The following is a 12,558-nucleotide window of genomic DNA, read 5'->3' as shown; positions in this document are numbered from 1 at the left end:
CAGGCGCCAACCGCCTGACTAGAACCGGTTCTTCCCGCCGAGCGCGAGCCCGGCCTCCTGCCCAAGATCAGAGCGCAAAAGAGCGATGAGCGGCGTCAACGATATCCGGTCGACCTTCCTCGACTACTTCAAGTCCCAGGGCCACGAGATCGTGCCGTCGAGCCCGCTCGTCCCGCGCAACGACCCGACGCTGATGTTCGCCAATTCGGGCATGGTGCAGTTCAAGAACGTCTTCACCGGGCAGGAGAAGCGCCCCTATTCGCGCGCCACCACCGCCCAGAAATGCGTGCGCGCCGGTGGCAAGCACAACGACCTCGACAATGTCGGCTACACCGCCCGTCACCACACCTTCTTCGAGATGCTGGGGAACTTCTCCTTCGGCGACTATTTCAAGGAACAGGCGATCCACCACGCCTGGACGCTGGTCACGCGCGAATTCGGCCTGCCCAAGGACAAGCTGACGGTCACCGTCTACTCCGAGGACGACGAGGCGCATGCGCTTTGGAAGAAGATCGCCGGCCTGACCGACGACAAGATCATCCGTATCCCGACCTCCGACAATTTCTGGCGCATGGGCGATACCGGCCCTTGCGGCCCCTGCTCCGAGATCTTCTACGATCATGGCGACCATATCTGGGGCGGCCCGCCGGGCTCCGCCGAGCAGGACGGCGACCGCTTCATCGAGATCTGGAACCTCGTGTTCATGCAGTACGAGGAAGCGGCCGGCGGCATCCGCACCAACCTGCCCCGCCCCTCGATCGATACCGGCATGGGGCTGGAGCGCATCGCGGCCGTGCTCCAGGGCACGCATGACAACTACAATATCGACCTGTTCCGCGCCCTGATCACCGCGATCGCCGACCTGACCTCGGTCGATCCGGACGGCCCGATGAAGGCGAGCCACCGCGTCATCGCCGACCATCTGCGCTGCTCCGCCTTCCTGATCGCCGATGGCGTGCTGCCCTCGAACGAAGGCCGCGGCTATGTGCTGCGCCGGATCATGCGCCGCGGCATGCGCCATGCGCAGCTCCTCGGCGCCAAGGAGCCGCTGCTCTACAAGCTCGTGCCGGCGCTGACCCGCGAGATGGGCCGCGCCTATCCCGAGCTGCTCCGTGCCGAGGCGCTGATCACCGAGACGCTGAAGCTGGAGGAAACCCGCTTCCGCACCACGCTGGCGCGCGGCCTCACCTTGCTCGACGACGCCTCGAAGGACCTGACCGCCGGCCAGAGCCTCAAGGGCGATGTCGCCTTCACGCTCTACGACACCTACGGCTTCCCGCTCGACCTGACGCAGGACGCGCTGCGCGCCCGCGAGATCACCGTCGATACCGAGGGCTTCGACGCCGCCATGCAGCAGCAGAAGGCCAAGGCGCGCGCCGCCTGGTCCGGCTCCGGCGAGGCTGCGACCGAGACGCTCTGGTTCCCGCTGCGCGACAAGGTCGGCGCGACCGAATTCTTGGGCTACGACACCGAGACCGCCGAGGGCGTCGTCACCGCGCTGATCCGCGACAATGCCGAGGTCTCCTTGCTGAAGGCTGGCGAGAGCGGCTTCATGCTGGTCAACCAGACGCCGTTCTATGGCGAGTCCGGCGGCCAGGTCGGCGATGCCGGCCTGGTCAAGGCGCCGGGCACGGTGGTCGAGGTCACCGACGTCCAGAAGAAGCTCGGCGATGTCTTCGCCCATAGTGTCACCGTCAAGGAAGGCGAATTGAAGCTCGGCGCCGCCGTCGAGCTCGTCGTCGACCATGAGCGCCGCACCGCAATCCGCGCCAACCACTCGGCGACGCATCTGCTGCATGAGGCGCTGCGCCTCGTCCTCGGCGACCATGTCGCGCAGAAGGGCTCGCTGGTCTCGGCCGATCGCCTGCGCTTCGACTTCTCGCATCCCAAGCCCATCAGCGCCGAGGAGCTGCGCGAGGTCGAGGAGATCGCCAACGCGATCGTCCTCCGGAACGAGCCGGTCACGACCCGCCTGATGAGCGTCGACGAGGCGATCGCGTCGGGCGCCCGCGCGCTCTTCGGCGAGAAATACGGCGACGAGGTTCGCGTCGTCGCGATGGGCACGAACCCGGCCGGCCGCGCCTACTCGGTCGAGCTCTGCGGCGGCACCCATGCCTCGCGCACCGGCGATATCGGCCTCGTCAGCATCGTCGGCGAAGGCGCGGTGGCGGCCGGCGTGCGCCGCCTCGAAGCCATGACCGGCAATGGCGCGCGCCTGCGCCTCAACGAGGAATCGCGCCTGCTCGACGGGCTTGCGAGCCTGCTCAAGGTCCCCGCCAACGAGGCCGGCAACCGCCTCGCCGCCCTGATCGAGGAGCGCCGCAAGCTCGACCGCGAATTGACCGAGGCCCGCAAGAAGCTCGCCATGGGCGGCGGCGGCGCGGCTGAGGACCCGGTCCAGGAGATCGCGGGTGCCAAGCTCTTGGCGCGCGCCGTCACCGGCATCGAGATGAAGGACCTGAAGAGCCTCGCCGACGAGGCCAAGGCTCGCGTCGGCTCCGGCGTCGTCGCCATCGTCGGCGTCGCCGATGACGGCAAGGCCGGCGTCGTCGTCGGCGTCACGCCTGATATGACCGAGCGCTTCGATGCGGTCGCGCTGGTCCGCGTCGCCTCCGAGCAGCTCGGCGGCAAGGGCGGCGGCGGACGCCGCGACATGGCCCAGGCCGGCGGGCCTGACGGCAGCAAGGCGCAAGCCGCGCTCGACGCCGTCGCGGCCGCGATGGGCTGACGAAGAGATGGCCGCCGCCACGCCTCGACGGGGCTGGCGGTGGCAGGTTCACCTGTGGTTCGATCACGGTGCCGGCGACGACCTCGTCGCCACCGTGATCCACCGGGCGCTGGTCGCGCTGATCTGCGCCAACGTGCTCGGAATCGTGCTGGCCTCGGTTCCGTCGATCGCAGCACGGTTCGGGCCAGCCCTTGTGTTGCTGGAGCGCGTCTCGCTCGCGGTCTTCACGCTCGAATATCTCGTCCGCATCTGGATCGCGCCCGAGCACGCCCGCTATCGCGGCCTGAGCGCGACGCGGGCGCGGCTCGCCTATCTCGGTTCCTTCCCGGCCATCATCGACCTTATCGCGATCCTGCCGCTCGCCGCAGGGCTGCTCGGCTTCGGCGAGTTCGAGTTCCTCCTGCTGCTGCGCCTCCTGCGCTTCTTCAAGCTCGGCCGCTATTCACCGGGCATGGCTTCGCTTGCGGCGGCGCTCGCGGCGGAACGCAAGGCGCTGGTCGCCTGCTTCGTCATCCTGATGGGCGTGATGCTGGTCGCGGCGAGCGCCATGCATCTGGTCGAGCATGAGGCCCAGCCCGACAAGTTCGGCACGATTCCCGATGCGATGTGGTGGGCGATCATCACCCTGACCACGGTCGGCTATGGCGATGTCTTTCCGATCACCGTAGCCGGCAAGGCGGTCGCGGCCGTCACCGCCGTACTCGGCCTCGTCATGCTCGCCTTGCCGGTCGGCATCGTCGCGACCGCCTTCGCGCAGGAGATCCACCGGCGCGAGTTCGTCGTCACCTGGAGCATGGTCGCGCGCGTGCCGCTCTTCGGCGGGCTCGATGCCAGCGAGATCGCCGCCGTGATGCAGTTCCTGCGCGCCCAATCGGTACGATCAGGCGCGGTCATCATGCATCAGGGCGAGCCCGGCCGAGCGCTCTACTTCATCGCCAGCGGCGAGGTCGAGGTCGCGCTCGCCAACAGCCGCGACCGGCTGGACGAAGGCCATTTTTTCGGCGAACTCCAGCTCGATGATATCGCCATCGCCAGCCACTCGCCCTGCCCGCAAGCGGCCGTGGCGACGGTTCCTTCCAAGCTCCTGGTGCTCGACCCCATCGATTTCCGGGCCCTCACCACGCGCCACCCCCGGCTTGCCGAGCGCATCCGGGCGCTGGCGAGAGGATGAACGTGAAACGCCGCTCCCTGATCGGGCTCGCCGCGCTCCTGCCGGCGCTCGCCATTGCGCAGACAAAGCCCGCTCAACGCCGCAACGACGCCCCCTCCCTCTCGGCGGCGCGGACGATCGTTGCCGGTGCCCCGCTCAGCGTCTTCCTGAGCAACGCGCCGCAAGGCGCACGCCTCGCGATCGCCCGCCCCGACGATCCCGCGAGCAAGGCGATCGTCGTCGTCGAGCCGAAGAATGCGGTGCCCACCCTGCCGACGCCTGGCGCCGTAGGCGCCTATGAACTGCGCCTCACCGTGGAGAAGGACGGCGCGCTCGTGATCCTGCTGCGCCAGCCCCTCGCCACGACAGAGCCCAGCGCGACGCTGGCCGCGCCCGAACACGTCGGCCGTGGCCAAGGCCTGCCGGTGCGCGGCATCGGCCCCAATGGCGAGCAGGACCGCGTCATGCTGGTGAGGCCCGATGCGCCCGCCGATGCCGATGGCCCGCGCTTCTTCCCGGCCGAGAATGTCGAGGCGACGCTGGAAGCGCCGGACCAACCGGGCCTCTATGAATTGCGCTACGTGCTGCATGCGCCGCTGGCCGAGCATCGCATCCTGGCGCGACGCGCGGTGAAGGTCGAATGAGACGCCTGCAGCGGCTGGATCAGTAAAACTCCCGCAATCTTCCCCGCCTATATCGGCCTTGATTTGGGGAGTACCGAAGGATGAGCAGCGTGAGCGATGCCCGCTTCTGGGATCGGACATCCGGCCGATACGCGCGTAGCACCATCTCGGACATCGCCGGCTATGAACGCACGCTGGAGCGGACGCGCGGGCTGCTGAGGCCGCAGGATCGGGTGCTGGAACTCGGCTGCGGCACGGGATCGACGGCGCTCAGGCTGGCCGACGGCGTGCAAAGCTATCTCGCGACGGACATCTCGACCGGCATGATCGCGATTGCCGAGCAGAAACTGGCGACCGAAGCGATCCCGGGATTGAGCTTCCTCGTCGCGACAGTGGAAGCGCTCGCGCCCGAGACCGGTTTCAATGCCGTTCTGGGCTTCAGCTACCTGCATCTGGTTCGTGATCTGCCCGGCACGCTGAAGCACATCCGTGGTTTGCTCGCCGAGGGCGGACTGTTCATCTCGAAGACCCCCTGCATCGGGGACATGAACCCGCTCGTCGGATACGCTGCCCTGCCCGTGATGCGCGCGCTCCGGCTGGCGCCCTATGCTGCCGTCTTCGGCGCGGCAGAGCTGAAGGAGCTTGTGTCTGCGGCGGGCTTTCAGGTTCTGGACGTCGAGAACCACGCGAGCAAGGGCAAGCACTGGCGCCCCTATATCGTGGCCCGGAAGGCCTGATCGCGCAGGCGCGCACAGCGCATGAAAAAGCCCGGCCTTTCGGCCGGGCTTCTTATTCCACGCAGAGATGTGCCTGAAATCAGGCAGCCATCGCCTTGCGCATGTTGTCGCTGACCTTCTCGAGGAAGCCGGTGGTCGAGAGCCACTTCTGCTCGGCGCCGACCAGCAGGGCGAGGTCCTTGGTCATGTCGCCGGCCTCGACCGTGTCGACGGTGACCTTCTCCAGCAGCGAAGCGAACTTGGCGAGCTCGGCATTGTTGTCGAGCTTGGCGCGGTGCGCGAGGCCACGGGTCCAGGCGAAGATCGAGGCGATCGAGTTCGTCGAGGTCTCCTTGCCCTTCTGGTGCTCGCGATAGTGGCGGGTCACCGTGCCATGCGCGGCCTCGGCCTCGACGGTCTTGCCGTCCGGCGTCATCAGCACGGAGGTCATCAGGCCGAGCGAACCGAAGCCCTGCGCCACGGTGTCGGACTGCACGTCGCCGTCGTAGTTCTTGCAGGCCCAGACATAGCCGCCCGACCACTTCATCGCGGAAGCGACCATGTCGTCGATCAGGCGGTGCTCGTAGGTGATCCCGAGCTTGTCGAACTCGGCCTTGAACTCGGCCTGGTAGATCTCCTCGAAGATGTCCTTGAAGCGGCCGTCATAGGTCTTGAGGATGGTGTTCTTGGTCGAGAGATAGACCGGGTACTTGCGGATCAGGCCGTAGTTCAGCGAGGCGCGAGCGAAGTCGCGGATCGAGTCGTCGAGGTTGTACATCGCCATCGCGACGCCGGCCTCGGGAGCCTTGAAGACCTCCTTCTCGATGACCTTGCCATCCTCGCCGACGAACTTGATCGAGAGCGTGCCCTTGCCCGGGAACTTGAAGTCGGTCGCACGGTACTGGTCGCCGAAGGCATGGCGGCCGATGACGATCGGCTGGGTCCAGCCCGGCACCAGGCGCGGCACGTTCTTGCAGATGATCGGCTCGCGGAAGATCACGCCGCCGAGGATGTTGCGGATCGTGCCGTTCGGCGACTTCCACATTTCCTTGAGGTTGAACTCCTTCACGCGGCCCTCGTCCGGCGTGATGGTCGCGCACTTCACCGCGACGCCATGCTTCTTGGTGGCGTTGGCGGCGTCGATCGTGACCTGGTCGTTGGTCGCGTCGCGGTTCTCGACCGAGAGGTCGTAATAGTCGAGCTCGAGATCCAGATACGGGAAGATCAGGGTGTCCTTGATCTTCTGCCAGATGATCCGGGTCATCTCGTCGCCGTCCATGTCGACGACCGGGTTGGCGACCTTGATCTTGCTCATGCGATGACCCCTGTTCTCTCCAGATAGAACGATCCGAAACCACGCCTTTCGGCATGGCCTGCGGCTGGGTCGCTTCCTAGCGGGTTACGCGCGGCGGGGGAAGCGCGGCTTTCGGGCAATCTCGCGCAACAATCATTATGCTGCACTGCCGCAAAATCGGCATCTTCCCCGCCTAGCCTGACCTGCCGCTCGTCATAGCGACAGGACGAACGACGTGTTCCGTTTCATTCCCGATTGCCGGTCCGGCCTCGCGCCGGCCATGCTCCTTCTTGCGGCGACGCTCAGTCCCGCCCTCGCCTCCACGCCGCTCACGGCCGAGGAGCAGCCCGCCATGCCGCTGCCGATCCCGCGTGGCGCCTTGATCGATCCCGACGCGGACGAGATGCCGGCGCTTGCCGCGAGCGAGCCCGATGCCATCGTCTTCGATCCGGGGTTGGCCGCGCTCGGTCGCGCCGCCGCATCATCGGGCGCACATCTGCGGGCGCGGGCGCCGATCCCGGTCGACATCATCCGCAAAGGGTTTGCGGCCCGCCAGCATACGATGAGCGCAGCGCAGGACCGCTCGGTCGGCTTCAAGCTCGGGCAGGACATCTTCTCGCTCTCGACCACGCTCTCCGATCCGGCCAGCACCGGCGCGACGCGGAATGCGGAATTGCGCTGGCGGCTCGCCCAGCCTGTCGGGGCAGGCAAAGGCTTCATCTGGGGCCTCGCCACCGGTGGCGGCAGCGCGCTCTACGGCAATCCCGAACAGATCGGCGAGGCGCTGATCGGGTACCGGCAGGAGCTGTTCCCCCACCTCACCCTGACCTCCCAGCTCACCATGGGCGGGACTTACGTCTTCGCGCCGGGCGACGGCATTCACACCGCGATGACGCCGGAGATGAAGCTTTCGGTCGATCTAGCCAGACTGGCCGACCTGCCCTGGCAAACCTCCTTCGACGTCACGCTGGCGCGCAAGGTGCCACTCGTGGCCAGCGATTTCGAGACGCGCGGCCGGGCGATGCTCTCCCTGAAGTACAAGTGGGACTGAGCGGCATGGCCGCCACCGCATGGCGGCCTGCATCATCCTGCCTTCCCCCTCGGCGCGGGCCGCTCTAGCCTCGCCCCATGACACACGCGACTTCGACCAAATTCGCCCTCGTCACCGGCGGTACGCGCGGCATCGGCGCCGGTGCCGCTCTCTCCCTCGCCACGGCCGGCTACGAGGTCCTTGCCACCGGCCTGACCGAGGAGGAGGTCGCGGCGGCACCAGCCCATCCCGCTATCCGTCATGCCCGGCTCGACGTCACCCGCGACGCTGAGGTTGCGGCGATCGTCGCGACCTGCCCGCGCCTCGATGCGTTGGTGAACTGCGCCGGCATGATCCAGCGCGGCGGCAAGGAATTCGAGATCGACGCCTTCCGCCTGACGATCGAGGTCAATCTCAACGGCACGATGCGGATGTGCCTCGCCGCCAAGGACAAGCTCGCCGCCAAGGGCGCGGACAAGGCCGGCGGCGGCATCGTCAATATCGCCTCGATGCTGACCTTCCACGGCTCGCCCTTCGCGCCGGGCTATGCCGCCTCGAAAGGCGGCATCGGCCAGCTCACCAAGTCGCTCGGCGCCGCCTGGGCGCAGGACGGCATCCGCGTCAACGCGGTCGCCCCAGGCTGGATCGAGACCGAATTGACCCGGCCGCTCGTCGAGGATGCCGAGCGTTCGGCACCGATCCTCGCCCGCACGCCGATGGGCCGCTGGGGCAAGCCCGGCGATGTCGGCGGCGCCATCGCCTTCCTGCTTTCGGACGCGGCCCAGTTCATCACGGGCGCGATCCTGCCGGTCGATGGCGGCTATCTCGCCGTCTAGGAAAGCGATTCCAGCCCAATGACTTGGGCCGGAAACCTGAATCAGATTGTGCGCGGATTGAATCAGAACATCAGCCCGGGAGAGACGCCATGAACACGACGAGCCCGATGCCCGTCGCGGCCACGCAGGAGGAGCGCTGGACGCCTTATCGCCATCCCCAGCCAAAGGAATCGCCGCCCGAGCTGATCGTCCCGAACGTCATCCCGACCGACGAGCGCGTCTGGGTTCCGGTCGACGACAATGTCTGGTTCCGGCCCCTGCTCCTCTGCACCTCACGCGGCTACTGGATGAACCTGCTCAAGGTCCGCCGCGCCGGCGTGCTCTCACGCCATCGTCACCCGCTGCCGGTCCACGGCTATGTGCTCAAGGGCCAATGGCGCTATCTGGAGCACGATTGGGTCGCGACCGAGGGCTCCTATGTTTACGAGGCGCCGGGCGAGACGCATACGCTGGTGGTCGATCCCGATGTCGAGGAGATGATCACCATGTTCCAGGTCAACGGCGCGATGATCTATGTCGATCCGGACGGCAAGTGCCTGGGCTATGACGACGTCTTCACCCGCATCGACAAATGCCGCGCGCATTACGCCCAGAACGGGTTGGGCGCGGAGTATGTCGATCAGTTCATTCGATAGGTCGACCAGTGCAGAGGGCCGTCATTCTCGGGCGAAGCGAAGCGCAGACCCGAGAATCTCTGGCAGAGTAGAGCTATGAGCCCCTCTTTTGGCATGAGATGCTCGGGTCAAGCCCGAGCATGACGGCGCTTTGTCGCCCTCAGCGCTTCAGCTTCGCCAGCTCCACGGCCGCGCGCAATTCGATATGTGCCAGCACCTCGTCGAGCCGCGGATCGTCCGTGGTCTCGCGCCGGAGCGCCAATGTCGTGCGCAAACGCTCCAGCTCGGAGGGTAGAACACGGCCGGCGAGAAGCGCCGCCTTCAGCCGGTCGAGCCCGTCGAGCAGGTCATGTCCGCGCCTCGCCTGCCGACGCTTGCGGTCCTGCGTGTCTTCCTGCGCCTGGACGGCGAGCAAGGTGTCGAGCGGACCTGCTGCGCTGACGCCGCTGCTGCGGGCAGCGGTCGCCGATTCCTGCGTCGGAAGCGTGAAGGCCGCGCCGCTCGAGCGCCTCGCGGAACTGGCCGGGCCGGCATTCGAAACGGGCGCGCGCTGGTCGATCCTGATCATCGGCGGCCTCGTGAAGGGTTAACGAACTCTTGCGGCAAGACGGTTAACAGCCGGTAAATTGCCCGGCAGAAACTGCCGCCCCGGCAGGAAGCGCAGGCCCCGCAAGAGCCTCCCGACCATGACGCCGAACTGCAAAGGACTGACAAACAAGGATTTTCAATTTTGAGCGGTTTGGCACGCCGCTCGCAAGGGCTCTGGTGAGTTCAACCACCCTTTGGTGCCAGACGCATGTTCCGCAACCCCGCCCTGAAGACGCTGCTGAAGCCGCTGGCCGCCATGCTGGCCGTCGTCGTCGGCCTGTCGTCGCAGCCGGTGTTCGCGCTCTCGCGCATCAAGGACCTTGCCTCCGTCGAGGGCGTCCGGACCAACCAGCTGCTCGGATACGGCATCGTCGTCGGCCTCAACGGCACCGGCGACACGCTCAACAACACGCCCTTCACCAAGCAGTCGCTGCAGGCGATGCTGGAGCGCCTCGGGGTCAACACCCGCGGCGCCAACATGCGCACGGCCAACGTCGCCGCCGTGATGGTGACGGCCAACCTGCCGCCCTTCGCCACGCAGGGCACGCGCGTCGACGTCACCGTCTCGGCCATGGGCGATTCCAAGTCGCTGCAGGGCGGCACGCTGCTGGTCACCCCGCTGCTCGGCGCCGATGGCGAGGTCTACGCGGTGTCGCAGGGCCCGGTCGCGATCTCCGGCTTCTCGGCCGAGGGCGAGGCCAGCAAGATCACCCGCGGCGTGCCGACCGTCGGCCGCATCGCCAATGGCGGCGTCGTCGAGCGCGAGATCGACTTCGCGCTGAACAAGCTCTCGACGCTGCGCCTGTCGCTGCGCAATCCCGACCTGACCACCGCACGGCGCGTCGCCGCCGCGATCAACGATTTCGTCGGCGGCGACTCGGCCGAGCCGACCGATCCCTCGACCGTGGTCCTGCAGATTCCGCCGCGCTTCAAGGGCAACATGATCCGGCTGCTCACCGATATCGAGCAGCTGCGCGTCGAGCCCGACCAGCTCGCCCGCATCGTCATCGACGAGCGCTCCGGCATCATCGTCATGGGCAAGGACGTCCGCGTCTCCACGGTCGCCGTGGCGCAGGGCAACCTCACCGTCACGATCAGCGAGCAGCCGCAGGTCTCCCAGCCCGAGCCGTTCGGGCGTGGCCAGACCGTCGTGACGCCCCGGACCAACGTCAAGGTCGATACCGGCGGCGGCAACAAGCTCGCCCTCGTCAAGGAAAGCGTGACGCTGGCCGAACTCGTCGACGGGCTCAACGCGCTCGGCATCGGCCCGCGCGACCTGATCTCCATTCTCCAGGCCATCAAGTCGGCAGGCGCCCTGCAGGCCGAAATCGAGGTGATGTGATGACTGCTGCCCTCGCGCTTCCCGCCGCGAACCTTGCCCTCGGCGTCGCCGGCAAGGTCGCCAGCGGCATCGCCGATGCGCTCGACCCGGCCAAGGCCAAGGCGAAGAAGCAGGCCGACGAGTTCGAGACCATGTTTCTCGAGCAGATGACCGAGAAGCTCTTCGCCAACGCGGGCACCGAAGGCCCGCTGGGCGAGAACGGCACCGGCGGCGGCATCTGGCGTTCCCAGCTGACGCAGCAATACGCCCAGCAGATCCAGAAGGCCGGTGGCATCGGCCTGTCCAACCAGATCATGCGCGACCTGATCAACCTGCAGGAGCAGGCTGCGGGCGGAGTGCAGAATGCTGGCCGCTAAGCCGATCCTCGACGAGCGCCCGCGCATCGCCGATGCGCTGAGCGCGCGCGCCCTGGTCGAGGCCGTGCTGGAGGCGCTCGGCGCCCTCTCCCATCTCGTCGGCGAGGAAACCGAACTCGTCCGCGCCGGCCGCCTGCCGGAAGCGATGACCCGCGAGCCGCGCAAGACCGAGCTCGCCGGCATCTACATGCGCGGCGTCGAGCAGGTGAAGCTGAACGCCGTGGCGCTGGCCCGCTTCGTGCCGGGAGAGGTCAAGCGGCTGAAGGACGCCCATCTCGCCTTCCAGGGCCTGATCGAGACCAACCAGATCGTGCTGGCGACCGCCCGCGCCGTCTCGGAATCGATCGTTCGCGATCTCGCCGCCGATGCCAACAAGCCGATGCGCGCCAATGGCTACGGCCCGGCAGCAACCGTCGGCGCCGGCGTCTTCGCCCGTCCGAATTCCGGGCCATTGGTCGTCTCGCGCCGGCTGTGAGACGCTATGGCTGGTCGCTTCCGCTCTGGGGCAGGAAGCGCCAGCCCCTTGGTTTAAAAAGGGTTTACGCGACGGCTGCGCCGGAAACCCTAAAGATTTACCTAATTTCTTGACGCCGGATTCAATCTTTTCTGCCAATCTCCGTACTGTCGGGTAGCACGTCCTGCTCCCGGCACCGGACGATGGCGCCGCGACGGCGCCGTGAACGACTCCAGAAGGAGTGGTCATGGATTTTGGCAACGCCCCCAAGCTCGCGGCCGTGATCGGCCCGCCGCCTGTCAGCCGTTCAGACGTCACGGCCCATGCCGGCAGCGTCGCGGTCGACCTTCCCCCTGAAAAGACCGTGCAGTCGGCCTCGGCCGGCGCGGCCGTCAATGTCGAAGTCCGCGCCGACGCGCGCGACGCCCAGAGCCGCGCCAATGGCGAGCGCCGGGCCCGGGACAACGCCCAGAACAACCGCGAGGCCGCGCGCACGACCGACGAGACGGTCGAGCGCAAGCTGATCATCGATCCGCAGACCCGCGCGATCGTGCTGCAGAAGAAGGACCCGCATACCGGCGAGACGATCTCGCAGCTGCCGGACGAGACGCTGCTCAAGCTGCGTGCCTATTCACGCGAACTCAGCGAGCGCGCCCGCGAGGCCAGCGAGACCCAGCAGCACCAGATCGAGCGGACGGCCTGAGCGCCTCCTCCCCTTTAATCGCATTTTGAACCGCCCGCCTCCGCGCGCGGGCGGTTTGCGTTTGGGGCCTGCGCGGCCGCCCGCCGTTAGAGCCTGCTTAACCATGCCCCGACAAGGCGCCGAT

General features: G+C 67.2%; 13 protein-coding genes. 11 read left to right on the top strand and 2 right to left on the bottom strand.

The window, feature by feature from the left end:
* Positions 1–85 precede the first annotated feature (85 nt).
* From alaS to AC3WMA_RS20875, 4 genes are all read left to right on the top strand, one after another.
* Positions 86–2,728 (top strand): alanine--tRNA ligase, encoded by a 2,643-nt coding sequence (gene alaS / locus AC3WMA_RS20890; RefSeq protein ID WP_492287267.1) that lies wholly within the window; start codon positions 86–88, stop codon positions 2,726–2,728.
* A gap of 7 nt (positions 2,729–2,735) precedes the next feature.
* The gene (locus AC3WMA_RS20885) at positions 2,736–3,899 is read left to right on the top strand and encodes a cyclic nucleotide-gated ion channel (RefSeq protein WP_492287266.1); all 1,164 of its coding nucleotides are present in this window, start codon (positions 2,736–2,738) and stop codon (positions 3,897–3,899) included.
* 2 nt (positions 3,900–3,901) lie between these two features.
* On the top strand, positions 3,902–4,522 hold the full coding sequence (locus AC3WMA_RS20880) for a hypothetical protein (protein ID WP_492287265.1): 621 nt from the start codon (positions 3,902–3,904) through the stop codon (positions 4,520–4,522).
* An 80-nt stretch (positions 4,523–4,602) separates the two neighbouring features.
* Positions 4,603–5,238 (top strand): class I SAM-dependent methyltransferase, encoded by a 636-nt coding sequence (locus AC3WMA_RS20875; RefSeq protein WP_492287264.1) that lies wholly within the window; start codon positions 4,603–4,605, stop codon positions 5,236–5,238.
* Positions 5,239–5,317: 79 nt separating this feature from the next.
* On the opposite strand, the gene AC3WMA_RS20870 is transcribed toward AC3WMA_RS20875, so the two are convergent.
* A complete protein-coding gene (locus tag AC3WMA_RS20870) occupies positions 5,318–6,532 on the bottom strand; it encodes an NADP-dependent isocitrate dehydrogenase (protein ID WP_454656322.1) in 1,215 nt (404 codons plus the stop codon).
* Positions 6,533–6,746: 214 nt separating this feature from the next.
* Between AC3WMA_RS20870 and AC3WMA_RS20865 the strand changes: the two genes are divergently transcribed.
* From AC3WMA_RS20865 to AC3WMA_RS20855, 3 genes are all read left to right on the top strand, one after another.
* The gene (locus AC3WMA_RS20865; protein WP_492287263.1) at positions 6,747–7,562 is read left to right on the top strand and encodes a hypothetical protein; all 816 of its coding nucleotides are present in this window, start codon (positions 6,747–6,749) and stop codon (positions 7,560–7,562) included.
* A gap of 77 nt (positions 7,563–7,639) precedes the next feature.
* Positions 7,640–8,377, top strand: a complete 738-nt coding sequence (locus tag AC3WMA_RS20860) for an SDR family NAD(P)-dependent oxidoreductase (RefSeq protein ID WP_492287262.1) — start codon at positions 7,640–7,642, stop codon at positions 8,375–8,377.
* 89 nt (positions 8,378–8,466) lie between these two features.
* Positions 8,467–9,012: a 2,4'-dihydroxyacetophenone dioxygenase family protein gene (locus AC3WMA_RS20855; protein ID WP_492287261.1), complete on the top strand. Its 546-nt coding sequence runs from the start codon at positions 8,467–8,469 to the stop codon at positions 9,010–9,012.
* A 139-nt stretch (positions 9,013–9,151) separates the two neighbouring features.
* Here the strand turns inward: AC3WMA_RS20855 and AC3WMA_RS20850 are convergent, their stop codons facing one another.
* Positions 9,152–9,559 (bottom strand): flagellar assembly protein FliX, encoded by a 408-nt coding sequence (locus AC3WMA_RS20850; protein WP_492287260.1) that lies wholly within the window; start codon positions 9,557–9,559, stop codon positions 9,152–9,154.
* Positions 9,560–9,787: 228 nt separating this feature from the next.
* Between AC3WMA_RS20850 and AC3WMA_RS20845 the strand changes: the two genes are divergently transcribed.
* From AC3WMA_RS20845 to AC3WMA_RS20830, 4 genes are all read left to right on the top strand, one after another.
* Entirely contained in the window at positions 9,788–10,921 is a 1,134-nt protein-coding gene (locus AC3WMA_RS20845; RefSeq protein ID WP_492287259.1) for a flagellar basal body P-ring protein FlgI, read from the top strand.
* A complete protein-coding gene (locus AC3WMA_RS20840) occupies positions 10,921–11,277 on the top strand; it encodes a rod-binding protein (protein ID WP_492287258.1) in 357 nt (118 codons plus the stop codon). The genes AC3WMA_RS20845 and AC3WMA_RS20840 overlap by 1 nt, the downstream gene beginning before the upstream one ends.
* Positions 11,264–11,752, top strand: a complete 489-nt coding sequence (locus tag AC3WMA_RS20835) for a hypothetical protein (protein ID WP_492287257.1) — start codon at positions 11,264–11,266, stop codon at positions 11,750–11,752. The genes AC3WMA_RS20840 and AC3WMA_RS20835 overlap by 14 nt, the downstream gene beginning before the upstream one ends.
* Positions 11,753–11,978: 226 nt before the next feature.
* Positions 11,979–12,434 carry a hypothetical protein gene (locus AC3WMA_RS20830; RefSeq protein ID WP_492287256.1) on the top strand — a complete coding sequence of 152 codons (456 nt, stop codon included), beginning with the start codon at positions 11,979–11,981 and terminating at the stop codon, positions 12,432–12,434.
* Positions 12,435–12,558 lie beyond the last annotated feature (124 nt).

It is taken from the genome of Allobosea sp. FW305-C-101 (assembly GCF_058783685.1).
This window is presented reverse-complemented; position numbering and strand designations above follow the sequence as displayed.

What these genes read in the sequence shown, in the direction of transcription:
- AC3WMA_RS20840 (WP_492287258.1), top strand. Translation starts at nt 10,921, where the DNA reads ATGACTGCTGCCCTCGCGCTTCCCGCCGCGAACCTTGCCCTCGGCGTC.
- alaS (WP_492287267.1), top strand. Translation starts at nt 86, where the DNA reads ATGAGCGGCGTCAACGATATCCGGTCGACCTTCCTCGACTACTTCAAG.
- AC3WMA_RS20845 (WP_492287259.1), top strand. Translation starts at nt 9,788, where the DNA reads ATGTTCCGCAACCCCGCCCTGAAGACGCTGCTGAAGCCGCTGGCCGCC.
- AC3WMA_RS20885 (WP_492287266.1), top strand. Translation starts at nt 2,736, where the DNA reads ATGGCCGCCGCCACGCCTCGACGGGGCTGGCGGTGGCAGGTTCACCTG.
- AC3WMA_RS20855 (WP_492287261.1), top strand. Translation starts at nt 8,467, where the DNA reads ATGAACACGACGAGCCCGATGCCCGTCGCGGCCACGCAGGAGGAGCGC.
- AC3WMA_RS20875 (WP_492287264.1), top strand. Translation starts at nt 4,603, where the DNA reads ATGAGCAGCGTGAGCGATGCCCGCTTCTGGGATCGGACATCCGGCCGA.
- AC3WMA_RS20870 (WP_454656322.1), bottom strand. Translation starts at nt 6,532, where the DNA reads ATGAGCAAGATCAAGGTCGCCAACCCGGTCGTCGACATGGACGGCGAC.
- AC3WMA_RS20860 (WP_492287262.1), top strand. Translation starts at nt 7,640, where the DNA reads ATGACACACGCGACTTCGACCAAATTCGCCCTCGTCACCGGCGGTACG.
- AC3WMA_RS20830 (WP_492287256.1), top strand. Translation starts at nt 11,979, where the DNA reads ATGGATTTTGGCAACGCCCCCAAGCTCGCGGCCGTGATCGGCCCGCCG.
- AC3WMA_RS20835 (WP_492287257.1), top strand. Translation starts at nt 11,264, where the DNA reads ATGCTGGCCGCTAAGCCGATCCTCGACGAGCGCCCGCGCATCGCCGAT.
- AC3WMA_RS20850 (WP_492287260.1), bottom strand. Translation starts at nt 9,559, where the DNA reads ATGATCAGGATCGACCAGCGCGCGCCCGTTTCGAATGCCGGCCCGGCC.